The sequence below is a fragment of the Micromonospora sp. DT68 genome (genome assembly GCF_049847245.1).
Taxonomy (GTDB): domain Bacteria; phylum Actinomycetota; class Actinomycetes; order Mycobacteriales; family Micromonosporaceae; genus Micromonospora; species Micromonospora profundi.
Genome location: NZ_JBNCNZ010000016.1, coordinates 1 through 24,018, shown reverse-complemented (window position 1 = coordinate 24,018; position 24,018 = coordinate 1). Strand labels below are relative to the sequence as shown.

The 24,018-nt window shown below is 72.3% G+C and carries 24 protein-coding genes; 18 read left to right on the top strand and 6 right to left on the bottom strand.

Translation table 11 applies throughout. The features are described 5' to 3' along the window. The first annotated feature begins 46 nt into the window (after positions 1-46). From argB to argH, 6 genes are read left to right on the top strand one after another with little or no spacing between them, the layout of a single operon-like run. Positions 47-952 (top strand): acetylglutamate kinase, encoded by a 906-nt coding sequence (gene argB / locus ACPXB1_RS24320; protein ID WP_355596758.1) that lies wholly within the window; start codon positions 47-49, stop codon positions 950-952. After that, positions 949-2,211: an acetylornithine transaminase gene (locus tag ACPXB1_RS24315; protein ID WP_355630280.1), complete on the top strand. Its 1,263-nt coding sequence runs from the start codon at positions 949-951 to the stop codon at positions 2,209-2,211. The genes argB and ACPXB1_RS24315 overlap by 4 nt, the downstream gene beginning before the upstream one ends. Next, complete coding sequence (gene argF, locus ACPXB1_RS24310) at positions 2,208-3,197, top strand: ornithine carbamoyltransferase (protein WP_425735827.1); 990 nt, start codon at positions 2,208-2,210, stop codon at positions 3,195-3,197. The genes ACPXB1_RS24315 and argF overlap by 4 nt, the downstream gene beginning before the upstream one ends. Beyond that, a complete protein-coding gene (locus ACPXB1_RS24305; RefSeq protein ID WP_377670201.1) occupies positions 3,194-3,706 on the top strand; it encodes an arginine repressor in 513 nt (170 codons plus the stop codon). The genes argF and ACPXB1_RS24305 overlap by 4 nt, the downstream gene beginning before the upstream one ends. After that, the gene (locus ACPXB1_RS24300) at positions 3,703-4,905 is read left to right on the top strand and encodes an argininosuccinate synthase (RefSeq protein WP_053655504.1); all 1,203 of its coding nucleotides are present in this window, start codon (positions 3,703-3,705) and stop codon (positions 4,903-4,905) included. Before ACPXB1_RS24305 ends, ACPXB1_RS24300 begins: the two co-directional genes overlap by 4 nt. A gap of 17 nt (positions 4,906-4,922) precedes the next feature. Further along, on the top strand, positions 4,923-6,386 hold the full coding sequence (gene argH / locus ACPXB1_RS24295) for an argininosuccinate lyase (protein ID WP_355596788.1): 1,464 nt from the start codon (positions 4,923-4,925) through the stop codon (positions 6,384-6,386). Positions 6,387-6,432: 46 nt separating this feature from the next. Here the strand turns inward: argH and ACPXB1_RS24290 are convergent, their stop codons facing one another. After that, positions 6,433-6,786: an MmcQ/YjbR family DNA-binding protein gene (locus ACPXB1_RS24290; protein ID WP_053655506.1), complete on the bottom strand. Its 354-nt coding sequence runs from the start codon at positions 6,784-6,786 to the stop codon at positions 6,433-6,435. Between the two features lie 83 nt (positions 6,787-6,869). Then, entirely contained in the window at positions 6,870-7,322 is a 453-nt protein-coding gene (locus ACPXB1_RS24285) for a DNA-binding protein (RefSeq protein WP_425735826.1), read from the bottom strand. A 127-nt stretch (positions 7,323-7,449) separates the two neighbouring features. Between ACPXB1_RS24285 and ACPXB1_RS24280 the strand changes: the two genes are divergently transcribed. From ACPXB1_RS24280 to ACPXB1_RS24255, 6 genes are all read left to right on the top strand, one after another. Then, positions 7,450-8,076, top strand: coding sequence for a DNA-3-methyladenine glycosylase (locus ACPXB1_RS24280; RefSeq protein ID WP_425735825.1), 627 nt, complete (start codon positions 7,450-7,452; stop codon positions 8,074-8,076). Between the two features lie 68 nt (positions 8,077-8,144). Further along, positions 8,145-8,609, top strand: coding sequence for an NUDIX domain-containing protein (locus ACPXB1_RS24275; protein ID WP_425735824.1), 465 nt, complete (start codon positions 8,145-8,147; stop codon positions 8,607-8,609). Between the two features lie 83 nt (positions 8,610-8,692). Then, positions 8,693-9,778: a WD40/YVTN/BNR-like repeat-containing protein gene (locus tag ACPXB1_RS24270; protein ID WP_425735823.1), complete on the top strand. Its 1,086-nt coding sequence runs from the start codon at positions 8,693-8,695 to the stop codon at positions 9,776-9,778. After that, positions 9,779-10,054, top strand: coding sequence for a ubiquitin-like small modifier protein 1 (locus ACPXB1_RS24265; RefSeq protein ID WP_425735822.1), 276 nt, complete (start codon positions 9,779-9,781; stop codon positions 10,052-10,054). A gap of 124 nt (positions 10,055-10,178) precedes the next feature. After that, positions 10,179-11,318, top strand: coding sequence for an LLM class flavin-dependent oxidoreductase (locus tag ACPXB1_RS24260; RefSeq protein ID WP_425735821.1), 1,140 nt, complete (start codon positions 10,179-10,181; stop codon positions 11,316-11,318). Beyond that, positions 11,315-11,950 (top strand): FMN reductase, encoded by a 636-nt coding sequence (locus tag ACPXB1_RS24255; RefSeq protein ID WP_425735820.1) that lies wholly within the window; start codon positions 11,315-11,317, stop codon positions 11,948-11,950. The genes ACPXB1_RS24260 and ACPXB1_RS24255 overlap by 4 nt, the downstream gene beginning before the upstream one ends. On the opposite strand, the gene ACPXB1_RS24250 is transcribed toward ACPXB1_RS24255, so the two are convergent. From ACPXB1_RS24250 to ACPXB1_RS24240, 3 genes are all read right to left on the bottom strand, one after another. Beyond that, on the bottom strand, positions 11,947-12,822 hold the full coding sequence (locus ACPXB1_RS24250; protein WP_425735819.1) for a universal stress protein: 876 nt from the start codon (positions 12,820-12,822) through the stop codon (positions 11,947-11,949). The two genes, ACPXB1_RS24255 and ACPXB1_RS24250, sit on opposite strands and share 4 nt — an antisense overlap. A 155-nt stretch (positions 12,823-12,977) precedes the next feature. Beyond that, positions 12,978-13,859, bottom strand: coding sequence for a universal stress protein (locus ACPXB1_RS24245; RefSeq protein ID WP_355630266.1), 882 nt, complete (start codon positions 13,857-13,859; stop codon positions 12,978-12,980). 154 nt (positions 13,860-14,013) lie between these two features. Next, positions 14,014-16,716 carry a cation-translocating P-type ATPase gene (locus ACPXB1_RS24240; protein ID WP_355630264.1) on the bottom strand — a complete coding sequence of 901 codons (2,703 nt, stop codon included), beginning with the start codon at positions 16,714-16,716 and terminating at the stop codon, positions 14,014-14,016. 179 nt (positions 16,717-16,895) lie between these two features. On the opposite strand from ACPXB1_RS24240, the gene ACPXB1_RS24235 reads away from it, so the two are divergent. The 5 genes from ACPXB1_RS24235 to ACPXB1_RS24215 all read left to right on the top strand — a co-directional run bounded on the left by ACPXB1_RS24235 (position 16,896) and on the right by ACPXB1_RS24215 (position 21,673). Beyond that, entirely contained in the window at positions 16,896-17,408 is a 513-nt protein-coding gene (locus tag ACPXB1_RS24235) for an ArsR/SmtB family transcription factor (RefSeq protein WP_355630261.1), read from the top strand. Positions 17,409-17,483: 75 nt separating this feature from the next. After that, positions 17,484-18,956: a serine hydrolase domain-containing protein gene (locus ACPXB1_RS24230; protein WP_425735818.1), complete on the top strand. Its 1,473-nt coding sequence runs from the start codon at positions 17,484-17,486 to the stop codon at positions 18,954-18,956. Positions 18,957-19,062: 106 nt separating this feature from the next. Next, positions 19,063-19,563, top strand: a complete 501-nt coding sequence (locus tag ACPXB1_RS24225; RefSeq protein WP_355630255.1) for a GNAT family N-acetyltransferase — start codon at positions 19,063-19,065, stop codon at positions 19,561-19,563. Between the two features lie 9 nt (positions 19,564-19,572). Then, entirely contained in the window at positions 19,573-20,214 is a 642-nt protein-coding gene (locus ACPXB1_RS24220; protein ID WP_355630252.1) for a hypothetical protein, read from the top strand. A gap of 127 nt (positions 20,215-20,341) precedes the next feature. After that, positions 20,342-21,673, top strand: coding sequence for a hemolysin family protein (locus tag ACPXB1_RS24215; RefSeq protein WP_425735817.1), 1,332 nt, complete (start codon positions 20,342-20,344; stop codon positions 21,671-21,673). A 3-nt stretch (positions 21,674-21,676) separates the two neighbouring features. Here ACPXB1_RS24215 and ACPXB1_RS24210 read toward each other — a convergent pair whose 3' ends face one another. Next, a complete protein-coding gene (locus ACPXB1_RS24210) occupies positions 21,677-22,060 on the bottom strand; it encodes a PaaI family thioesterase (protein WP_355630315.1) in 384 nt (127 codons plus the stop codon). A 104-nt stretch (positions 22,061-22,164) separates the two neighbouring features. On the opposite strand from ACPXB1_RS24210, the gene tyrS reads away from it, so the two are divergent. Continuing rightward, complete coding sequence (gene tyrS, locus ACPXB1_RS24205; protein ID WP_425735853.1) at positions 22,165-23,457, top strand: tyrosine--tRNA ligase; 1,293 nt, start codon at positions 22,165-22,167, stop codon at positions 23,455-23,457. The last annotated feature ends 561 nt before the right edge of the window (positions 23,458-24,018 follow it).

Genomic DNA, 24,018 nt, shown 5'->3' with positions numbered 1-24,018 from the left:
ACGCAGCGCAGCGGAGTCCCGCAGTCGCGATCGAAAGGCTGGCCCGGTGAGCCTCAGCACCGATCTCACCCGTGCCCAGGTCAAGGCGGAGACGCTTATCGAGGCGTTGCCGTGGTTGGCGCGTTTCTCCGGCTCCACAGTTGTCATCAAGTACGGCGGCAACGCCATGACCGACCCCGCGTTGCAGCAGGCGTTCGCCGCCGACATGGTGTTTCTGCGCTACGCCGGTCTCAAGCCGGTGGTGGTGCACGGCGGTGGTCCGCAGATTTCCGCCATGCTGGGCCGGTTGGGCATCGCCAGCGAGTTCCGTGGCGGCCTGCGGGTGACCACTGCCGAGGCGATGGACGTGGTCCGGATGGTGCTTGTCGGGCAGGTCGGTCGCGAGCTGGTCGGGCTGATCAACTCGCATGGCCCGTTCGCTGTGGGTCTCTCCGGTGAGGACGCCCGCCTGTTCACGGCGGTGCGCCGCCCGGCGTACGTGGATGGGCTGCCTGTCGACGTGGGTCAGGTCGGGGACGTCGAGTCGGTCGACGTGTCGGCGGTGACCGACCTCATCGAGGCGGGCCGGATTCCGGTGATCTCCACGGTGGCGCCGGACGTCGACGGGGTGCTGCACAACCTCAACGCGGATACCGCCGCCGCCGCGCTCGCGATCGCGTTGCAGGCCCGCAAGCTTGTCGTGCTCACCGACGTGGCGGGCCTGTACGCCGACTGGCCGGACACCAGCAGCCTGATCTCGGAGATCGTCGCGGACGACCTGGCGAAGCTGCTGCCCAGCCTGGAGTCGGGGATGGTGCCGAAGATGGAGGCCTGCCTGCGGGCGGTGCGTGGGGGAGTGCCTGCGGCGCACGTCGTGGACGGCCGGGTGGCGCACTCCACGCTGCTGGAGGTCTTCACCTCGGAAGGGTTCGGAACGATGGTGGTGCCGGGAGACGGGACGGACGGGGCATGAGCAGCCTGGCGCAACGCTGGACGCAGTCGATGATGGACAACTACGGCACGCCGCCGCTGGCGCTGGTGTCCGGCTCGGGTGCCGTGGTGGTCGACGACGCCGGCCGGGAGTATCTGGATCTGGTCGGCGGGATCGCGGTGAACGCGCTCGGGCACGCCCACCCGGCGGTGGTGGCCGCCGTGTCGAAGCAGGTCGCCACCCTCGGGCACGTCTCCAACCTCTTCATCGCCGAGCCGCCTGTCGCTCTCGCGGAGCTGTTGCTGGCGCTCGCCGGTCGTCCGGGCCGGGTGTTCTTCGCCAATTCGGGCGCGGAGGCGAACGAGGCCGCGTTCAAACTCTCCCGGCGTACCGGGCGCAGTCACGTGGTGGCCACCAACGGTGGCTTCCACGGTCGCACCATGGGCGCCCTCGCGTTGACCGGGCAGCCGGCCAAGGCCGATCCGTTCCGGCCGCTGCCCGGTGACGTGACCCACGTCGACTACGGCGACGTGGCGGCTCTCGAAGCGGCGGTCACCGACGCCACCGCGATGGTGATCCTGGAGCCGATCCAGGGCGAGAACGGTGTGGTGGTTCCGCCTGCCGGCTATCTCACCGCGGCCCGGCGGATCACCGACCGGCACGGCGCGCTGCTGGTGCTCGACGAGGTGCAGACCGGCATCGGGCGTACCGGCCACTGGTTCGCCCACCAGGCCGAGGGCGTGGAGCCGGACGTGATCACACTGGCCAAGGGGCTCGGTGGTGGGCTGCCGCTCGGCGCCACGCTCGCCTTCGGCCGCGCCGCCGACCTGCTCACCCCCGGCTCGCACGGTACGACCTTCGGCGGCAACCCGGTCAGCTGCGCCGCCGCGCTCGCCGTGGTGTCGACGATCGCCCACGAGGGGCTGCTCGACCACGTCAAGCGGGTGGGGGAGCGGCTGCGCCGGGGGATCGAGGCGCTGGGGCATCCGCTGGTCGGCGACGTACGCGGGGCTGGGTTGCTGCTCGGCGTGGTGCTCACCGCGCCGGTGGCGGCGGCGCTCGCGGCGTCACTGCGGGAGGCCGGTTTCCTGGCCAACCCGGTGCAGCCGGGCGTGCTGCGGCTCGTACCGCCGCTGATCCTCACCGCCGACCAGGCCGACGCCTTCGTGGCTGCCCTGCCCGCCGCCCTGGCCGCGGCGACGCCGACCGGCGCGGACCCGGCTCGACCGGGGTCCGAGACGTCCGGGATTCCGGCGCCGTTGACCTCACCCACCATCACCAGTACGGGGACGACCGCATGATCCGGCACTTCCTGCGTGACGACGACCTTTCGCCCGCCGAGCAGTCCACGGTTCTGGACCTGGCGGCGCGGATGAAGGCCGACCGGTTCGGCCACCGGCCGCTTGCCGGCCCGCGTTCGGTGGCGGTGCTCTTCGACAAGCAGAGCCTGCGGACGCGGTTCTCGTTCGACGTCGGCATCGCCGAGTTGGGCGGGCATCCGCTCGTCGTGGACACCCAGGTCACCCACTTCGGCCGGGGCGAGACCCTCATCGACGCCGGGCGGGTGTTGTCCCGCTACGTCGTCGCGATCGTGCTGCGTACCCACGGCGACGACCGGATCGCCGATGTCGCGGCGGGGGCGAGCGTGCCGGTGGTGAACGCGCTCACCGACGGTTTCCACCCCTGCCAGTTGCTTGCCGACCTGCTCACCATCCGCGAGCGGTGTGGTGGCACCGCTGGCCGCACCCTGACCTACGTGGGGGACGGCGCGAACAACATGGCGCAGTCGTACCTGCTGGCCGGTGCGATGGCCGGGATGCACGTGCGGATCGCCGGGCCGGAGGGTTTCGCTCCGGATCCGGACGTCGTGGCGCGGGCGGCGGAGATCGCCGCCGGCACCGGCGGGTCGGTGCGGGTCCTGACCGACCCGGTCCAGGCGGTACGCGACGCCGACGTGGTGGCCACCGATACGTGGACGTCGATGGGGCAGGAGGCCGACGGGTTGGACCGGATCACTCCGTTCCTGCCGTACCAGGTGAACAAGGAACTACTCGGCCAGGCCGCGCCGGACGCCGTCGTGCTGCACTGCCTGCCCGCGCACCGCGGCGAGGAGATCACCGACGAGGTGCTCGACGGGCCGCAGAGCGCGGTCTTCGACCAGGCGGAGAACCGGCTGCACGCCCAGAAGGCGCTCCTGACGTTCCTCCTGAACGCGAACGCCAACGCCGCCGACACGGCCGGCGCGAACGACGACGCCGTCAGTAGCACGGCCGAGGTGGCGCGGTGACCGCCCCGCTGACCCGCGCCGCCCGGCACGCCCGCATCGTGGAGCTGATCCGCGACCGGGCGGTCCGTTCGCAGACCGAGCTGGCCGACCTGCTCGCCGCCGACGGGGTCGGTGTCACCCAGGCCACCCTCTCGCGGGACCTGGAGGAGTTGGGCGCGGTAAAGGTGCGCGGCGGCGACGGCCCGGCCGTCTACCTGATCCCCGAGGACGGCCACCGGCCGCTGCGTGACGCCGAGGCCGCGCCGGCCCGGCTGGTGCGGCTGCTGCGCGAACTGCTCAACGGCGTCGACTCCAGCGGCAACATCGCCGTGCTGCGCACCCCGCCGGGGGCAGCCCAGTACCTGGCCAGCGCGTTGGACCGGGCGGGTCTGCCCGAGATCGTCGGCACCATCGCCGGCGACGACACCATCCTCGTCGTGGCCCGCGAGGCCGTCGGCGGGGCCGCGCTCGGTGAGAAGCTCACCGGTTGGGCCCGCCGGGAAGACACCGTTGAAGGGAACACAGCATGACCGAGCGGGTCGTCCTCGCGTACTCCGGAGGGTTGGACACCTCCGTGGCCATTCCCTACCTGGCCGAGCAGACCGGCGCCGAGGTGATCGCTGTGGCGGTCGACGTCGGGCAGGGCGGCGAGGACCTCGACGCGATCCGGCAGCGGGCGCTCGACTGCGGCGCCGCCGAGGCCGAGGTGGTCGACGCGCGCGACGAGTTCGCCGCCGAATACTGCGTGCCGGCGATCCGGGCGAATGCCCTCTACATGGACCGTTACCCGCTGGTCTCGGCGCTGTCCCGGCCGCTGATCGTCAAGCACCTGGTGGCGGCGGCGCGCCAGCACGGCGGCACCATCGTCTCGCACGGCTGCACCGGCAAGGGCAACGACCAGGTCCGGTTCGAGGTGGGCCTGAACGCGCTCGCCCCCGACCTGAAGATCATCGCCCCGGCCCGGGACTTCGCGTGGACGCGCGACAAGGCCATCGCGTTCGCCGAGGAGAAGGGCCTGCCGATCGACGTGTCGGCCAAGTCCCCGTACTCGATCGACCAGAACCTGTGGGGCCGCGCCGTGGAGACGGGCTTCCTGGAGGACATCTGGAACGCCCCGATCGAGGACCTCTACTCGTACACCGAGGACCCGGCGCAGAGCCGCGACCCGGACGAGGTCGTGATCACCTTCGACGGTGGCGTGCCGGTGGCGCTCGACGGCGAGACCGTCACCCCGTACCAGGCGATCCGGGAGCTGAACCGCCGCGCTGGCGCGCACGGCGTGGGCCGCCTCGACATGGTCGAGGACCGCCTCGTCGGCATCAAGAGCCGCGAGGTGTACGAGGCGCCGGGCGCCATCGCGTTGATCACCGCCCACCAGGAGTTGGAGGCGGTGACAGTGGAGCGGGACCTGGCCCGGTTCAAGAAGGGCGTCGACCAGCGGTGGGGTGAGCTGGTCTACGACGGCCTGTGGTTCTCGCCGCTGAAGGACTCGCTTGACGCGTTCATCGACGACGCGCAGCGGCACGTGAGCGGCGAGGTGCGCATGACGCTGCACGGCGGTCGTGCCACAGTCACCGGCCGGCGCTCCGAGGCGAGCCTGTACGACTTCGGGCTGGCCACGTACGACACCGGGGACACGTTCGACCAGTCCCTGGCGAAGGGTTTCGTGCAGCTTTGGGGGCTGCCGAGTGGAATGGCCGCGGCGCGTGACGCCCGGCTGGGCGGGTGACGAGCATGGGGACCACAATGGGCGGGGTGGACGACAAGAGCTTGACCGAGAACAGCGCGGCCACCAATCGGACAAGCCTGTGGGGTGGCCGGTTCGCCGGTGGCCCCGCCGAGGCGCTCGCCCGCCTGTCGGTGAGCGTGCAGTTCGACTGGCGGCTGGCCCCGTACGACATCGCCGGTTCCCGGGCGCACGCCCGGGTGCTTGCCGGCGCCGGCCTCCTCGACCCGGAGGAGCTGGGCCGGATCCTGGCGGCCCTGGACGACCTGGAGGCGGCGTGCGCCTCGGGGGCGTTCCGTCCCACCGTCGACGACGAGGACGTGCACACCGCGCTGGAGCGGGGCCTGTTGGAGCGGCTCGGCAGCCTCGGCGGCAAGCTGCGCGCGGGCCGGTCCCGCAACGACCAGGTGGCCACGGACCTGCGGCTCTACCTGCGCGATCACGCCCGGGGCGTGGCGAGCCGGCTCGTCGAGCTGGCCGAGGCGCTCATCGAGCAGGCCGAGCGGCACATCGACACCGCCGCCCCGGGCATGACCCACCTGCAGCACGCCCAGCCGGTCACGTTCGGGCACTGGCTGCTGGCGCACGTGCAGCCGCTGCTGCGCGACCTGGAGCGGTTGCACGACTGGGACCACCGGGCGGCGATCAGCCCGCTCGGCGCTGGCGCGCTTGCCGGCTCCGGCCTTCCGCTGGACCCGGTGGCGGTGGCCAAGGAGCTGGGGTTCCGCACGTCGTTCGCCAACTCGATGGACGCGGTGGCCGACCGGGACTTCGTTGCCGAGTTCCTCTTCACCACCGCGATGATCGGGGTGCACCTGTCCCGCCTCGGCGAGGAGGTGGTGCTGTGGACCTCGCACGAGTTCGGGTGGGTGGAGCTGGACGACGCCTTCGCGACCGGTTCGTCGATCATGCCGCAGAAGAAGAACGCGGACATCGCCGAGCTGGCCCGGGGCAAGTCCGGCCGGCTTGTCGGTGGCCTGATGACGGTGCTGACGATGCTCAAGGGCCTGCCGATGACCTACGACCGGGACATGCAGGAGGACAAGGAGCCGGCCTTCGACGCGGTCGACACCTTGGAACTGCTGCTGCCGGCCCTGGCGGGAATGATCTCGACGATGACGGTCCGGGTGGACCGCCTAGTGGCCGCCGCGCCGGTCGGGTTCTCGCTCGCCACGGAGGTCGCCGACTGGCTGGTGCGGCGCAACGTGCCGTTCCGCGACGCGCACGAGATCACCGGCCGTCTGGTGGCGCTCTGCGCGGCCCGCGAATGCGAGCTGGAGGAGGTCTCCGACGCCGACCTGGCCGCCGTCAGCGAGCACCTCGATCCGTCGGTGCGCGACGTGCTGTCGGTCCGCTCGGCGCTCGCGGCCCGGACCACCCCCGGCTCGACCGGCCCCGGCCCGGTCGCCGACCAGCTCGCCGCTGCGGCGGACCGGGTGGCCGGCTGGCGGGACTGGGCCACCGAGCGGGTCGTCCCCCGCTGACCTCGCCGTGGCGCCGGAGCTTCCCGCTTCCGGCGCCGCGGCCGGCTCAGGCCGTCGGGCGCTCGCGCTTCGGGAGCTTCGCCACCACCATGTCGTACGACGAGTCGACGGCCTCGGTCAGCTCGTCGGCGTCGATTCCGCCGTCGAGTTGCAGCGTGTTCCACCCGGACCGGCCGATGTACGCCATCGGACGGGCGTCGTCGGGGTGACGGTGCAGCCACTCATCGGCGATCTCGCGTGTCGCGCCGCACTTCAGACCGACAGTCGGCTGGCCGTCGCCGTTGCCGAGGAACGCGAAGATCCGGCTGCCGACCTTCACCACCTCGTCGTTCTCCCACGGCCGGTCCAGCCACGCTCCCGGCTTGGCCAGGCAGTACGCCAGCATCTCCGCGCGGTCCATGAAGCTCCTCCCGGAATCGTCGTGCGCACAGTGTGCCCGCCCGAGCATCACCCGCGTGCCGCCCTCGCTGGCCGGCGTGCCGGTCAGCCCTCGTGTCGCGGTGCGGGATCGGTGGTCTGCACGGCTGACCGGGCGGCGACCCGCTCGTAGCGCTGCCGGGCGGCCTGCGCGCTGCCCAGCCCCAGCCCGTACGCGATGGACTGCCAGGTGAGCCCCCGGTCGCGGGCCAGGGTCAGCAGCCCCGCCTCCAGGGCGTCGAGTTCGGCGCGTACGTGCGGCAGCAGCGTCAGCGCGGCGGTGAGGTCGGCCGTGTCGACCGGTTCCTCCGTCGGCTCCCGCTCGGCCCCGCCCACGGCCAGCGCGGTGACCAGTGCCACCGCCTCCCACGGGTCCAGCACGGACGGGTGTGCCCAGCGCTGCCGCCGGTCGGCGGTGCCGGCGTGCCGCTCGCTGATGCGGTACAGCGCCTCGTAGGTGCGGTGAGCGCGGGCTCGGGCGGGGTCGGGCGCGGTGAACGGGTCGTCGATGGCTGTCATACCTCGAGCACACCCCATCAACGCCAGATTGTCAACAGAACGTTGAAAGGCCCGCGTCGAGGCTGGAGGGCGACCTGTCCTGCACGCCGGGTTGCCGGCCACGGTTGAGGCGGGGTTTCCTGGTCGGATGAACTACCCCTGGTTGACCGCCCCCGCGAGCGACGTCGCCGAGACCGCACGGACCCTGCTCGGCTGGGAGATCTCGGCCAACGGCGTCCGGGTTCGGCTGACCGAGGTCGAGGCGTACGCGGGCACGGGAGAGGACCCGGCATCGCACGCCCACCGAGGCCCGACACCCCGTACCACCGTGATGTTCGGTCCGGCAGGACACGCCTACACCTACTTCGTGTTCGGCGTGCACTGGTGTCTGAACATCGTGTGCGGCGCTGAGGGGGAGGCGTCCGCCGTCCTACTGCGAGCCGGCGAGGTCGTCGACGGCGTGGACATCGCCCGCAAACGCCGGGGGGAGAAGGTGGCCGACCGCGACCTTGCTCGGGGACCTGCGAGGCTTGTGGTCGCGCTCGGGATCACCGCTTCCGCCAACGGCACGTCAGTGCTCGACGGCACCGGGCCCCTTCTGCTCACGCCGCCGACCCGCCCGGTCGCGGATACGGCCATCTCCGCCGGCCCGAGGGTCGGAGTCGCCGCCGCGCACGACGTCCCGTGGCGTTTCTGGATCACCGGCGACGCCACGGTGAGCACCTACCGGCGGCACACGCCCCGCCGCCGGACCGCGCGGGCGGCCGGTCGCTGATCTGGCGAGTAGATATCGGACACTGTGGAAACAGTGCGTCGGGTTAGGGTCGGCCGGGAGGTGCGGGCATGAGCTTCCGGCTGGCGGCCTACGCCGTGTGCGTCCAGAACGAGCGGGTCCTGCTCGCCCGTTTCGTGTCAGCGTCGGGCAGCCACTGGACCCTTCCGGGTGGCAAGGTCGAGCACGCGGAGGATCCGTTCGACGCGGTGATCCGGGAGGTCGCCGAGGAGACCGGCTGCGAGGCGGTGGTGGAGCGGCTCCTGGGCGTCGACTCCAGAGTCATCCCCGCTGCCGAGGCGCTGCGGGGCCGGGAGCACCAGAACGTCGGAATCTTCTATCAGGTCCGGATCACCGGTGGCACACTCCGGCCCGAGCCGAACGGCGCGACAGCCGAGTCGGTCTGGACTCCGCTAGCCGACGTGGCCTGCCTACGCCGATCAGGGTTGGTCGACGTCGGCCTCGCGCTCGCGCAGACGCTTCCGGCCACCGGCCACGTCGCCCCGGTTCCGGTCGGCGGTCTCGTCCAGCACTGAAACGGCAGGTGTGTGTCCGGCGAACCTGTCGGAGGGTGTGGCCATAATCACCGCACCTGTCCGTGGACGGTTCGGAGGACGTCATGGCAACACTGCTCGCGATCGGCACCGCCAAGGGGCTGTTCCTCGCCACGAGCGCCGACGACCGGCGCAGTTGGGAGGTCACCGGCCCGCACTTTCCGATGACCGGTGTGTATGCCGTGGCGGTCGACACCCGGCGGTCCACCCCTCGGCTGCTCGCCGGGATGACCAGCTCACACTTCGGGCCCAGCGTCGCCACGAGCGACGACCTCGGCGCCTCCTGGGACGAGCCCGACGAGGCACCCGTCGCGTTCCCGTCCGACACGGGCGCGACGCTGGGCCGGGTCTGGCAGTTGACTCCGGCCGGCCCCGACGAGCCGGACGTGGTCTGGGCGGGCACCGAGCCGTCGGCGTTGTTCCGCTCCACCGACGGCGGCCGTACGTTCGAGCTGGTCCGCTCACTCTGGGACCATCCGCACCGGCAGCAGTGGGAGGCCGGGTTCGGCGGCCAGGCAGTGCACACAGTGCTGCCCCACCCGCGTGACCCGGCTCGCCTGCTGGTCGCGATGTCCACCGGCGGGGTCTACCGCTCGCAGGACGCGGGGGCGAGTTGGGCTCCGGCGAACACCGGCATCCGCGCCTACTTCCTGCCCGACGAGTGGCCGGAGTTCGGCCAGTGTGTGCACAAGGTCGCGCGGGACGCCGGCAACCCCGACCGGCTGTACGCGCAGAACCACCACGGCGTCTACCGCTCCGACGACGACGGCACCACCTGGTCGTCCATCGCCGACGGGCTGCCCAGCGACTTCGGTTTCCCGATGGTGGCCCACCCCGGGCGTGCCGGCGTGGTGTGGACGTTCCCGCTTGTGGCCGACGGCGAGCGCTTCCCGGCCGACCACCGGTGCCGGGTGTTCCGTTCGGTCGACGCGGGGGCGAAGTGGGAGCCGCTGTCGGTGGGGTTGCCGGAGGGGCCGTTCTATCCGGCGGTGCTGCGCGACGCGATGTGCGCGGACGACGCCGCCCCGGGCGGGGTCTACTTCGGCACCCGCTCCGGCGAGGTCTACGCCAGCCGCGACGAGGGTGACTCCTGGTCGCAGGTGGCCGCGCATCTGCCCGATGTGCTCTGCGTCCGGGCCGCGGTGATCTGAGTGGTCACCGTGCTGCTGCCCGGCCCGCTGCGGGGCGAGGCCGGCGGCGCCAGTCGGCTGACCGTCGACGCCGGTGGCACGCTGCGGGCGGTCCTCGACGAGCTGGCCGCCGTCCACCCCCGGTTGGCCCGACGCATCCGCGACGAGCGCGGCGAGCTACGCCGCTACGTCAACGTCTACGTCGACGGGGAAGACTGCCGGCACTCCGGCGGGCTGGCCACGCCCGTCGGTGAGGGCGCCCAGGTGCAGGTGCTGCCGTCGGTGGCGGGCGGGTGAGCGGCCCCTGGCAGTGACCGGCGCCACTGCGAGGCGTCCCGCTGGCGGAATAGTTGACTCGTCAAATAAGTTGTGAGCTGCGTCCGGGTACCACAGACCCGGTTCGACACGCGAGGAGCTGGTCATGCAGTTCGGAGTCTTCACCGTCGGGGATGTCACGGTCGATCCGACCACCGGTCGGGAGCCGACCGAGCATGAGCGGATCAAGGCGATGGTCGCCATCGCGCTCAAGGCCGAAGAGGTCGGGCTGGACGTCTTCGCCACCGGCGAGCACCACAACCCGCCGTTCGTGCCGTCGTCGCCGACCACCATGCTTGGCTACATCGCGGCCCGCACCGAGCGGCTGCTGCTGTCCACAGCGACCACGCTGATCACCACAAACGACCCGGTGAAGATCGCCGAGGACTACGCGATGCTCCAGCACCTGGCCGACGGTCGGGTCGACCTCATGATGGGCCGTGGCAACACCGGCCCGGTCTACCCGTGGTTCGGCAAGGACATCCGCGCCGGCATCCCCCTTGCGATCGAGAACTACGACCTGCTGCGCCGGCTGTGGCGCGAGGACGTGGTCGACTGGAAGGGCCGCTACCGCACGCCGTTGCAGTCGTTCACCTCGACGCCGCGCCCGCTCGACGGCGTACCGCCGTTCGTCTGGCACGGCTCGATCCGCAGCCCGGAGATCGCCGAGCAGGCCGCCTACTACGGTGACGGCTTCTTCGCCAACCACATCTTCTGGCCCAAGGAGCACACCCAGCGGATGGTCGGGCTCTACCGCGAGCGGTACGCGCACTACGGCCACGGCACCGCCGACCAGGCCATCGTCGGCCTCGGCGGGCAGGTGTTCATGCGCCGCAACTCGCAGGACGCCGTCCGGGAGTTCCGGCCGTACTTCGACAACGCCCCGGTCTACGGGCACGGGCCGTCGCTTGAGGAGTTCACCCGGGAGACCCCGCTGACAGTGGGCAGCCCGCAGCAGGTCATCGACCGCACGCTGGGCTTCCGCGAGTACGTCGGCGACTACCAGCGCCAGCTGTTCCTGGTGGACCACGCCGGGCTGCCGCTGAAGACGGTGCTGGAGCAGCTCGACCTGCTCGGCGAGGAGGTCGTGCCGGTGCTGCGCAAGGAGTTCGAGTCGCTGCGCCCGGCGCACGTGCCGGACGCGCCCACGCACGCCTCACTTGTCGCCACGGCCGGCGGCGGCGCGGACAGCACAGTGCACGCCGTCGACGACGTCACCGGCAAGGCGCCCGAGGTGGCCCGATGACCCAGCGCACAGTGGCCGTGGTCTCGGCGGGGCTGAGCCAGCCCTCGTCCACCCGGCTGCTCGCCGACCAGCTCGCCGCGGCCACCCGCGACGAGCTGGCCCGGCGCGGCAACACCGTGCAGCTGCGCGTCGTCGACCTGCGGGAGTACGCCCACGACGTGGTGAACAACATGCTCACCGGGTTCCCGCCGGCCGCGCTACGCGAGGCCGTCGACGCGGTGACCGGGTCCGACGGGCTCATCGCCGTCACGCCGATCTTCAACGCGTCGTACAACGGGCTGTTCAAGTCCTTCTTCGACGTGCTGGAGGCCGAGTCGCTCGTCGGCCGGCCGGTGCTGATCGGGGCCACCGGCGGCACCGCACGGCACTCGCTGGCGCTGGAGCACGCCATCCGCCCGATGTTCAGCTACCTGCGGGCGGTGGTGGTCCCCACATCGGTCTTCGCCGCGCCGGAGGACTGGTCCGGTGGCACCGCCGACGGAGCCCTGCGGGGCCGCATCGGGCGCGCTGCCGGCGAGTTGGCCGACCAGGTGGAGCTCCGGCCGCCCGCCAGCGGCCCGGCCGACCCGTTCGCCCTCACCACCGACTTCCTGCAGATGCTCGGCAGAGGCGACGACGCCCCGGTCAACTAGGCCGGGTACGGATGCGCGACAAGCACAGGGCAGTGTGCGTGCTGGATGACTGCCTGGCTGACCGAGCCGAGCAGCAGACCGGTGAATCCGTGCCGGCCCCGGGTGCCCACGACCAGCAACGACGCAGTGGCGCTGGCCTCGATGAGCCCCTGGGCCGCGCCGGCTGCCCGGACCGGATGCTCGCGTACCACCAGGTCGGGATACTCGGCGCGGACGGCGGCGGACGCGTCGGCGAGCAGCCGCACCGCCTCGGCCTGGTACGCGGCCTGCGACTCCTCGATCTCCTCCGGCGTGGCGCGGTCCTCGCCGGGCGGGCCGACGTGCACAAGCACCAGCGGCACCTTCCGTAGCGTCGCCTCGGCCGCGCCGTAGCCGGCGGCGAGTCGGGACGCCTCGGAGCCGTCCACGCCGACAAGCACCGGAGCGTCCATGTCGATGGGCTGCTCGTCCGGGCGGACCACGAGCACCGGGCAGTGCGCGTGCGCGGCCACCTGCGCGTCCACCGAGCCGAGCAGCAGCCCGACGAACCCGCCCAGTCCTCGACTGCCCACCACCACCAGGTCGGCCCGGCGGGACTCCTCGACCATTGTGGCGCCGGGTCCACCGGCGACCTGGCGCACCTCGACGCTGAGGCCGGGCCACCGGTCGGCGAGGTCCGCCGCGGTGCGCTCAAGCATCTTCTGCGCCTCGGCCGACGGCGCCGGCACCCCGAGGTCGTACGGGTTGAGCGGCACGCCGTAGCCGAGGGGGTGCAGGTAGCCGTGCACAAGCAGCAGTGGCCGGGACCGGAGCAGGGCGGCGCGGGCGGCGTGTTCCGCGGCGACGAGGCTTGACGGCGATCCGTCCACGCCTGCCACGACAGGTCGGTTCATCGGGCTCTCCCAGGGTCGGTCAGCTCATTGTCGGCGGTGCGTCCCCGGCGACGCCGCCGAACGCGCCGGCACGGACCAGCCGGGCGGCTCCGCCCGCGTCGACGCGATCACGGGTCCGCGCCGACCCGGGTGCGGCCGGCGCGGACAACGCGACGTCAGTTCTTCTTGCTCTGCCGGATGACAGCCACCGGGCTCTGCGAGTGGTGCAGCACCGCGTGGCTCACCGAGCCGAGCAGGACGCCGGCCAGCGCGCCCCGGCCGCGTGCCCCGACAACTGTGAGCTGCGCCCCGGCCGACTCCTCCACAAGCAGCCGGGCGGGCGCGCCGTAGGCCACCCGCTGCCGTACGTGCACGTCCGGGTACCGCTCGGACCAGCCGGCGAGCGCCTGGGCGAGGACGCGCTCCTCTTCGGCGGCGAGCGCCTGCACGTCGTAGCCCAGCGGCAGGAGGTCGCTCGGCGGGACCGGGATGGTCCAGCCGTGCACGGCCACCAGGTTGGTGCCCCGCAACGAGGCGGCCTCGTAGGCGAAGCCCAGCGCCTCGGCGGACAGCGTCGAGCCGTCGACCCCGACCACTACCGGCCCGTCGGCGCGGGCCTCACCCTTGACCACGAGCACCGGGCAGTCGGCGCGGGCGGAGACCTGCACCGCCACCGAGCCGAGCAGCAGCCCGCCGAACCCGCCCAGGCCCCGGCTGCCGAGCACCAGCAGCTTCGCGTCCCGCGCCTCGGCCAGCAGCACCGGCGTGGCGGCGCCGTCGATCACGGCGCCGGTGACGGTGAGGTCCGGAGCGACCTTGGTGGCCTCGGTCACCGCTTCGGCGACGAGCTTGTCGGCCTGGGCGCGGAACCCGGCGTCGGCGGGAGCGCCCGGCGCCGGCGTCAGCGGCACCTCGTAGAGCGGCCAGATGAACGCGTGCACCACCCGCAGCGCCCGGCCTCGCGTTGAGGCCTCGCGGGCGGCGACCCGCACCGCCTCCAGCGCTGATGTCGAACCGTCAACAGCCACCACCACGGGGGCACCGGATCGCTTGGTCATCACGTTCCTCCTCTGTTCGAGCTCCATTCTCCTACGGCGTCGGCCCGATGATCAGGGCAGGAGGGTAGGAGGCCGGGGGCCATTGGTCCCGTCGCCGGCCCGCGACCGCCACCGGAAGGCGTCCGCGTGCCGACGACGGCGGCCCGGCATCCGCCTACCGCGACTGCCCGTCGGCGGCGTCCGGGCGCCTCGACTGCGGCACGGCGTCGGCGTGCTGCGGCTGCCTGTCGGTGGCGTCCGAGCGTCGCGACTGCGGCCCGGCGGTGCCGTCCACAGCACCGTCGGACGGTGCCGGCGGCGTCGGACGGCGTCGGGTCAGCCGCAGCACCAGGCCGGGCAGGGCGCTGACCGCCGCGCAGGCCAGCAGCACTGCCGGTGTCAGCGGCTCGGTGTCGAGCAGCTCGCGCAGCGGGGGGAGCAGCACTCCGCCGACCTGGAGCAGCGCCGACACGGCGACCGCGACGAGCAGGCCGGGGTTGCCGCGTCGAGTGCCCGCCGGCCGGGGAGCCCGGACCGCCAGCGCCACGCCGAGCTGGGCCAGCCCGAGCACGACGAAGACCACGGACTGCCAGGGCAGGTCCCGGGCAGCGGCGACCACGCCGGCGCCGAGCACCACGGCGGCGATCAACGCGCCGGTGAACAGGACGTCGCGGCCCAGACCGGCACCGAGCACCGACTCCTGCGGCGAGCGGGGCGCTCGACGCAGCGTGCCGGGTTCGGCCGGTTCCGCGCCGAGAGCCACCCCGGGCACTCCGTGGGTCAGCAGGTTCACCCAGAGGATCTGTGCGGGTTGCAGGGGCACTGCCAGGCCGAACAGCGGGCCGACAAGCATCACCAGGATTTCGGCGACTCCACCGGCGAGGGCGTACCGCAGGAACCGGCGGATGTTGTCGTAGATGCGCCGGCCCTCGCCGATCGCTGTGGTGACGGTGGACAGGTCGTCGTCGACGAGGACCAGGTCGGCGGCCTGCCGGGCGACCTCGGTGCCGCCGCCCATCGCCACCCCGATGTCGGCGCGGCGCAGCGCTGGCGCGTCGTTGACCCCGTCGCCTGTCATCGCTACCACATGGCCACGGGACTGCAGGTCGGCGATGATGTCGAGCTTCTGTTCCGGCTGTGTCCGGGCGAAGACCCGGGTGTCCGGATGCGTGGGCGTGGAGTCGTCGTCGCCACGGGCCAGCGGGTCACCGTCGCGCCACAGGCCCAGCTGTGAGCCGATCGCGGCGGCGGTGGCCGGGTGATCACCGGTGATCAGCAGCAGACGTACCCCGGCGGTGTCGAGACTGTCGGCGATCTCCGGAGCGGCCGCGCGTAGCGGGTCACCGACGGCGGTCAGCCCCAGCGGGCGCAGGCCGGTCGGCGCGGCGAGGTCTGGCACGGTGTCCACCAGGGCGGCGGCCACGGCGAGGACCCGCAGCCCTTCGGCGGCGAGTTGGTGGGCGCCGCGGGTCAGCGCGGCGATCTCGTCGTCGGTGGCGTCGAGCAGCGTCGAGTTGAGGACGCTCTCCGGAGCGCCCTTGCAGACCACGAGGTAGCGCTGGTCGCAGGACCGGTGCACGGTGACCATCCGGCGTTGCGCCTGGTCGAAGGGGTGCTCGGCTACCCGTGGCCAGGCAGCGCGGGTGGTCTGCGGGTCGAGGCCGGCGCGGGCGGCGAAGGCGACGAGCGCCGCTTCGAGCGGGTCGCCCACGGCACCCCAGTCCGGTCGCTCGTCGTCCGGAGGTGACAGGGCGGCGTCGTTGCAGAGCAGACCGGCCCGCGCCAGCCGGCGCAGGTCCTCCGGTACGGCCACCGCGGCACCATCCCGGTGTACGGCGCCGTGCGGGGCGTACCCGCTGCCGGTGACCTGGTATCGCGCCCCGTCGGTGGTGACGACCTGCTGCACCGCCATCCGGCCCTCGGTGAGGGTGCCGGTCTTGTCGGAGGCGATCACGGTCACCGAGCCGAGGGTCTCCACAGCGTGCAGCCGGCGCGGGATGGCCTTCGCGGCGGCCATCCGGCGTGCGCCCAGCGCCAGGGCCAGGGTCACCACCGCAGGCAGCGACTCGGGCACCGCCGCGACGACAAGGCTCACCGCCGTGACGGCCATGTCCACGACCGGTCGGCCGCCGATCACCCCGATCGCGAAGACCAGCCCAGACAGCGCGACAGCGATCAGACCGAGTGTGCGGCCCAGGGCCGAGAGCCGGCGCTGCAACGGTGTGGCCGACGGGCGGGTGCCCGCCACAAGTGTGCTGATCCGGCCCAGCGCGCTCGCCGGCCCCGTCCGGATCACGGTGCCGTCGGCGCGTCCGGTGGTGACGACAGTCCCGGCCAGCGCCTCCTGACCGGCGGTGCGCCCCACCGGCACGGACTCACCGCTCAACGCGGATTCGTCCAGTTGCAGCCGGTTGGCCTCGACCAGCAGCAGGTCGGCCGGCACGATGTCGCCGGCCTCGATCCGGACCAGATCGCCGTGCACCAGGTCGGCGGCCGGGACGGCCTGGTCGCGGCCGTCGCGCACCACCCGGGCGGCGGGGGCGGCGAGTTGGCCAAGCGCCGCGATGGCCCGGTCCGCGCGGATTTCCTGCACCAACCCGATGACCGTGTTCACCAGCACGACCAGGAGGATCACTGCGGTGTCCGGGTAGTCGCCGAGCGCGGTGGTGACCACTGCCGCGGCGAGCAGCAACGCGACCAGTGGGTCGGTGAGCTGGCGCAGGACCCGGAGGACCACATGCCGGCGCGGTGGCGGCGCCACCGCGTTGGGTCCGTTCGCCTGCAGCCGGGCGGCGGCCTCCGCCGAATCGAGCCCTCCCGGGGTGGGCACGTCGACCGTTGCCTCCAGCGTTCGGACCGGTACGCCGGTCTTGGCCACCGTGAGCTCCCTACCTCGCGCGGCGTGTCGAAGGCACGCCATCCCCACCCACCTTCGCGCGGTGGGCTCCGGGGAGGCAGGGGCGTTGCGCCCGCTGGACCCGGGACCAACGGCCCGTGTCGGGGCCGCGCCGCGAAACACCGCTTGCACGATACTACGTATGTTCGTAGTATCGACGCATGACGCACATCGAAGAGCGACTCGCCGCGCTGGAGGCACAGGTCGCCGCCCTGACCGAGCGCCTGACGTCGACACCCGCCCCGCCGGACACACCACCCGCGCCCGAGGGCACCTTCTGGGCTCTCGACGGCCTCAAGCAGCGCCTGCCGTCCGACGGCACGGGCGCCGTCCTCTACACCGGCACCGTCCGCGTCGCCGACCAGCACTACGACTGGCAGTACGGGCGCACCGTCGACGATCTGCTCGACGGCGACTGGACGGAGCTGGCCGCCACCCTGTCCGCGCTGGCCCACGGGGTGCGGCTCCGGCTGTTGCGGGAGGTTCTCGGCGGCCGGCAGGGCACTGGCGAACTGGCCGAGATCGAGGAGTTGGGCACCACCGGCCAGCTCCACCACCACCTACGCCAGCTCACCGCCGCCGGTTGGCTGCGCAGCGTCGGCCGGGGCCGGTACGCCGTTCCCGCCGAACGCGTGGTGCCGCTGCTGGCCATCCTCGCCGCCGCCGGCCGATAAGCCGGCCCACGCCCGTCGCAGCCCTCGATCGTCGAGCCACCGCCAGGTGGCCACCCCTCCGACCGAAGGAACAGCATGCGGAGAACAATCGTCACCGCACTCGTCGTGGCGCTCGCCGCCGGCCTCGTCGGGGCCGCGCTGATGCCCCGCGTCCCGCGTCTCGGCGCACAGGTGACCGGCGACCCCGACCTCGCTCGCACCGCCCGGGCGGCCGTGCCCGACCCGAAGGGGCACCGCGGGCTCGCCGTAGCCCTGGTCGAGAACGGGCGGATCCGCACCGCCGGCCTGGGCGACCGGGACCCCGACGGCCGGCCCGTCGAGACCGGCACCGCGTTCGAGATCGGGTCGGTCACCAAGGTCCTCACCGGAATGCTCCTCGCCGACCAGGCCGCCGCCGGTGTCGTGCGCCCCGACGACCGGCTCGGCGACACGTGGCCCACGGTCACCGGCCCCGCCCGCGACGTCACGCTGGCCGAGCTGTCCAGCCACCGGGCCGGCCTGCCTCGGCTGGCCGCCGGCTCCGCGCTGGGCTGGGCGCGCGTCCTCTGGTCCAACGTCTCCGGCGGCAACCCCTACGCCGGGCAGGACGTCCACGGCGTCCGGAACATCGCCGACCGGGCCACCCCCGGCGACGGGCGCGGCGAGGTGCACTACTCCAACGTCGGCCCGTCCGTTCTCGGCCAGGCGCTCGCCGCGAAGGCCGGCGCGACCTACCCCGATCTGCTGGAGGCACGGCTGCTGCGGCCCCTCGGAATGACCGCGACCGTGGTCGCCACCGGGGCCGACGACCTGCCGGCCGACCGCGCCCACGGAAGCCGGGCCGGTGGGCGGCCGTCCGACCCCTGGTGGGGAGCCGGGTACGCCGCAGCCGGTGTCGGCCCCTGGTCCACAGCCGAGGACCTGGCCCGCCTGGTCGCGGGCACCCTCGCCGGCACCGCGCCGGGCGCCGACGCCGCCACCGCCCGCTTCCGCAGCGACGACGACACCCGCATCGGGTACGGGTGGTTCACCACCCGCCACGGCGACCGCGAGATCGTCTGGCACAACGGCGGGACCGGCGGGTTCCGCTCCTACGTCGGCTTCGAGCGCGCCACCGGTCGGGCGGTGGTGGTGCTCGCCAACACCGACAAGGGCGTCGAGGCGGTCGGTCTGCGACTGCTCGGAGTGGCGCAGGAAGACGCCGAGGCGGCGACGCCGGCACTGCCACTGTGGATCGGCGCCGGTCTCGCGGTGGCCTTCACCTTCGTCGGCGGCCTCTCCCTGTTCGGCACCGCCCGCCGACGTGAACTGGACCGCGTGACCCTGCTGGCTTCCACGGTGTGGGCGTTCGCCTACCTCGGTCTCGGGCACCGACTGGGGGACTGGTCCCTGGTGCCCGCCTGGCTGTGGCCGCTCGGAGCGGGTCTGTCGGCGGCGGCGGTGGCCCTGGCGGCGACCCGGTGGCGTGCCCTGCCGGCGGTCGACGCGCGGGTGCCCTGGCGTCGCCTGCTGTCGGTGGCGAGTTCCCTGTGCGCCGCCGCGTTGGCCGTGGCGGCCGTGATCGCCTGAGCCGCACCGCATGTGGCCGGTCGTGCGGGTCACCACCGTGAGCGGACGGCCGTCGGAGCAGCTGCGGCCGGCTCAGACTGTCACCCCTGCTGCGTACCCTCGTCCGATGACCTTCGACGTGCGGCTGCGCCCGGTCCGCGAGGACGACCTCGTGGAGTTCTTCCTGCACCAGCAGGACCCGGAGGCCAACCGGATGGCCGCGTTCGGCCCCGAGGACCCGTCCGACCACCGGGAGTTCGCCAGGCACTGGGCGCGGGTGCTCACCGACCCGGCGAACGTGGTCCGCACCATCGAGGCCGACGGCGAGGTCGTCGGCCACGTCACCGCCTTTCCGGTGGGCGACCGCACCGAGGTCAGCTACTGGATCGATCCGGCCCGGTGGGGCCGGGGTCACGCCACGGCGGCCCTGACCGCCCTGCTGCGCGAGCTGCCCCGGCCGGTGCACGCCCGCGCCGCCAAGGACAACGCCGCCTCGCTCGCGGTGCTGCGCAAGTGCGGCTTCGTCGTGGTCGGCGAAGACTCGGGGTACGCCAACGGCCGCGGCGCCGAGGTGCAGGAGTGGCTGCTCGAACTGCCCACCGAAGGGCCTGACCTGGGCGGGCACTAGTCTCGCGGGGTGAACTGGTTGGATCTGGTCGGCTGGGCCGGCTCCGCGGTGCTGGTCTGGTCGCTGCTTCAGTCGCGCGTCCTGCGGTTGCGCGCCCTCAACCTCGTCGGCTGCGTGGTACTGATCGGCTACAACGCCGCCATCGAGGTCTGGCCCATGGTGGGTCTCAACATCGTCCTCGCGGTGATCAACATCTGGTACCTGCGGGCGATGCTCGCCACCCGCCACGACGAGCAGACCTACCAGGTGGTGGAGGTCGGCGTCGGCGACCAGTTCCTGGCCCACACGCTGCGGGTGCACGGGCCGGACATCGCCCGGTTCAACCCCGACTTCCACTGGGACCCGACCGCCGCGAACCGCTCGGCCTTCCTCGTGGTCACCGCCGACGAGGTCGTCGGCGTGGTGCTGTCGCACGCCGAAGCCCACGGGGTCGCCCAGATCGACCTGGACTACGTCACCCCGAAGTTCCGCGACTTCACCCCCGGCGAGTTCGTCTACCGGCGCAGTCGCCTCTTCACCGAACGGGGTTTCCACAGGGTCATCAGCCCGCCCGGCATGGTCGCCCCCTACTACCATCGGCTCGGCTTCCGCCCGGAGGGCGACTCGTACGTCCTGGACCTTCCCGCCGCGCCGGTCACCGGATCCGCGTAGCGCCGCCCCGGCAGGATTCGGCAGGCATCCGACGGGGCACAGACACGCGTACGCCGGGCGGGGTCACCGACCGGCGGGCGCCGCGCGGACCGGCCGGCGCCTCCACCGGAGAGGGAGCGAACGCGGCGTGCAGAGCTACGGGAGCCAACTGGCCCTGGTCGGAATTCTGATCGTCATCAACGCGCTCTTCGCCGGCAGTGAGATGGCGTTGGTGTCGCTGCGGGACAGCCAGATCCAGCGGTTGGAGCGCACCAGCCGCGCCGGGCGGGTGCTGGCCCGGCTGGCGAAGGATCCGAACCGCTTCCTGGCCACCATCCAGATCGGCATCACCCTTGCCGGCTTCCTGGCCTCCGCGGCGGCGGCGGTCTCGCTTGCCAAACCCCTCGTGCCCCTGCTCGGGGTGTTCGGCGGCGCCGCCGAGACGGTGGCGATCGTGGCGGTCACCCTCGTGCTGACCTTCGTCACCCTGGTCTTCGGCGAGCTGGCCCCCAAGCGGATCGCCATGCAGTCGGCCGAGCGCTGGGCGCTGCTGGTGGCACGCCCGCTCGACCTGCTCGCCGCCTTCACCCGCCCGGCCGTCTGGGCGCTCGGCGCGACAAGCGACCTGGTGGTCCGCCTGTTCGGACTCAACCCGAAGCACGAGCCGGACGAGATCGGCCCGGACGAGCTGCGCGACATCGTCGCCGGCAACCACGGCTTCACGAAGGAACAACGCACCATCATCGCCGGCGCAGTGGAGATCGCCGACCGACGGTTGCGGGCCGTGCTCGTACCCCGGTTGCAGGTCTTCACGCTCGACAGCGGGACCACGGCGGAGGCCGCGCGGCTGGTGCTCGCCGCCACCGGGCACTCCCGGGCGCCGGTGGTGCGCCACGGCGGCCTGGACGACACCGTCGGCATGATCCACCTGCGTGACCTGGTGGGTGTGCCCGACGAGCGTCCGATCGACGAGATCGCCCGCCCGCCGATGCTGCTGCCGGACTCGCTGCCCGTGGTGGACGCGCTGCGTCAGTTCAAGGCCGAGCGCCAGCACATCGCGCTGGTGGTGGACGAGCGCGGCGCCGTCGACGGGATCGTGACGCTTGAGGACATCCTGGAGGAGATCGTCGGGGAGATCTACGACGAGACCGACCGGGACGGCTTCTCGGTGCGCCGCGACCCGGACGGCGCGCTGCTGCTGCCCGGCACCTTCCCGGTCCACGACCTGCCGGACATCGGCGTCGAGCTGCCGTCGAGGCCGGCCGGTGACTACACGACGGTCGCCGGGCTGGTGCTCACCCACCTCGGGCACATCCCCACCGTCGCGGGGGAGGAGATCACCATGGACGGCTGGGTGCTCATGGTGGCCGGCATCGACCACCGGGCCATCGCCGAGGTACGCCTGAGCCGGGTACCCGACGAGGTCGACACCGATGCTGACAGCGACGCCGAGCCGGTGCTGGACGAGGCCCGCAGCTGACCGTCAGTCGTTGGAGAGGTTCTGGAGCCGGACCTGACCACGGGCGACCAGCCGCTCGTCGGCGTCGGTGATCTCCACCTGCCAGAGCTGCTGGCTGCGGCCCCGGTGCACGGGAGTGCCAACCGCCCGCAGCTCGCCGTCGCGGACGGCCCGCAGGAAGTCGGTCTGGTTCGACACTCCCACCACCGTGCCCCGGTCAGCCAGCCAGAGCCCGCCGCCGACACTGGCCGCGGTCTCCACCACCGAGCAGTACACGCCCCCGTGCTGGATCCCGAACGGCTGGTGCAGCTCCGGTCGGACCTGCCAGCTGATCACCACCCGATCGGCTGTCGCCTCCTCGAACTTCAGGCCCAGCAGGGCCACGAGCCCACCGGTCAGGTCCAGCATCTCCACGAAAAACCCCCTCGATCAACAATGCGCAAGCGTAACGGGGTCAGGTTGCGCGAAACCCGGTACGGGTCCGCGCCGGCGATGGGGGAGAATCGGTGACCGTGACCGACAGCAGCCTCCCGCCCTCCGGGCGGGCCTCCCTGACCGATGACCTGCTCTGGCGGGGCCTGATCCAGGACTCGACCGGCCCCGACGAGCTACGCGAGCTGCTCGACGGTGGGAGTGCCGCCACCTATTACGTGGGCTTCGACCCCACCGCGCCGAGCCTGCACGTCGGCCACCTCATGCAGGTCACCATGGCCCGCCGGCTGCAACTCGCCGGCCATCGGCCGTTGCTGCTGGTCGGCGGGGCGACCGGGCAGATCGGTGACCCGAAGGAGACCGCCGAGCGGACGCTCAACCCGCCCGAGGTGATCGCCGGCTGGGTCGACCGCATCCGCGACCAGCTCGCGCCCTTCGTGTCGTACACCGGTGAGAACGCGGCGCAGCTGGTCAACAACCTCGACTGGACCGGCGAGATGTCGGTGGTCGAGTTCCTGCGCGACGTGGGCAAGCACTTCCCCGTCAACAAGATGCTGGCGCGGGAGGTGGTGCGGGCCCGCCTGGAGACCGGCATCAGCTTCACCGAGTTCAGCTACCAGCTTTTGCAGGCAAACGACTTCTTCGAGCTGCACCGCCGGCACGGCTGCCAGCTCCAGTTCGGCGGCTCCGACCAGTGGGGCAACATCACCGCCGGCGTCGACTACGTACGCCGGCGTGGCGCGGGGCCGGTGCAGGCGTTCACCACGCCGCTTGTCACAAAGGCCGACGGCACCAAGTTCGGCAAGACCGAGGGCGGCGCCGTCTGGCTCGACCCCGCGATGACCAGTCCGTACGCGTTCTACCAGTTCTGGCTCAACGTCGAGGACCAAAAGGTCGACCGCTACCTGCGGTACTTCAGCTTCCGGTCGCGTGCCGAGCTGGAGGAGTTGGCACAGGCGACGGCCGAGCGACCTGCCGCCCGGTTGGCCCAGCGCGCGCTCGCCGAGGAGCTGACCACGCTGGTGCACGGCGCCGAGGAGACCCGACAGGCGATCGCCGCCAGCCAGGCGCTGTTCGGTCGCGGGTCGCTCGACGACCTGGCCCCGGAGACGCTGCGCGCGGCACTGGCCGAGGCCGGGCTGGTGCAACTCTCCGGCGACCTGCCGGACGTGGCGGGGCTGCTGCGGGAGTCCGGCCTCGTCAGCGGTCTCAAGGAGGCCCGCCGGGTGATCGCCGAGGGCGGCGCCTACGTCAACAACAACCGAGTGACCGAGGTGGACGCTGCCGTGTCGCCGACCGACCTGCTGCATGGGCGTTACCTGGTGCTGCGCCGCGGGAAGCGCTCCTTCGCCGGCGTTGAGCTGGGCGGATAGTCAACTGTCGACGGTGTGACGGGGGACGCGTCCGGCGGATTTGACGATCATCCCGCCGGACGCGTAACTTTCTCTCTGCCAGCGCGGAACGGACGAAACAGGCGAAAGCCTGCAAGGCCGGAGCGCGGGAAGGCCATCGGGTCGGAGGGGTTTTGCTCCTTGGATCTGGTGCCGGGTGGTGCCAAACGATCCGCTGCGAGGCGGATTTGGTGCGGCGAGACCGACCGGGTAAGGTAGTCAGTCGGCAGGGAAACGGGCGAGCGAGCGGGAAACCGCTGCGGCCGGCCTGTCGACACCCATGACGAGGCGGCGCAAGCCGGTCGAGACATGGCGCCTGCAACACGGGATGAAGCACGACGAACCGCGAAACACCGGTTTGACACGGCAGAAACCCGCAGGTAACGTAGTAAAAGTGCCTGGCGCTGGAAAGCGCCGGAGCGCAGAGCGGTAAAGCCCCGCGAAGGAGCCCACAAGTTGGGTTGCTGGTCGGTGTGTGGTTGTTCTTTGAGAACTCAACAGGGTGCTTTGTAAAGCCAGTGCCAATTATGATTTATACCCCGG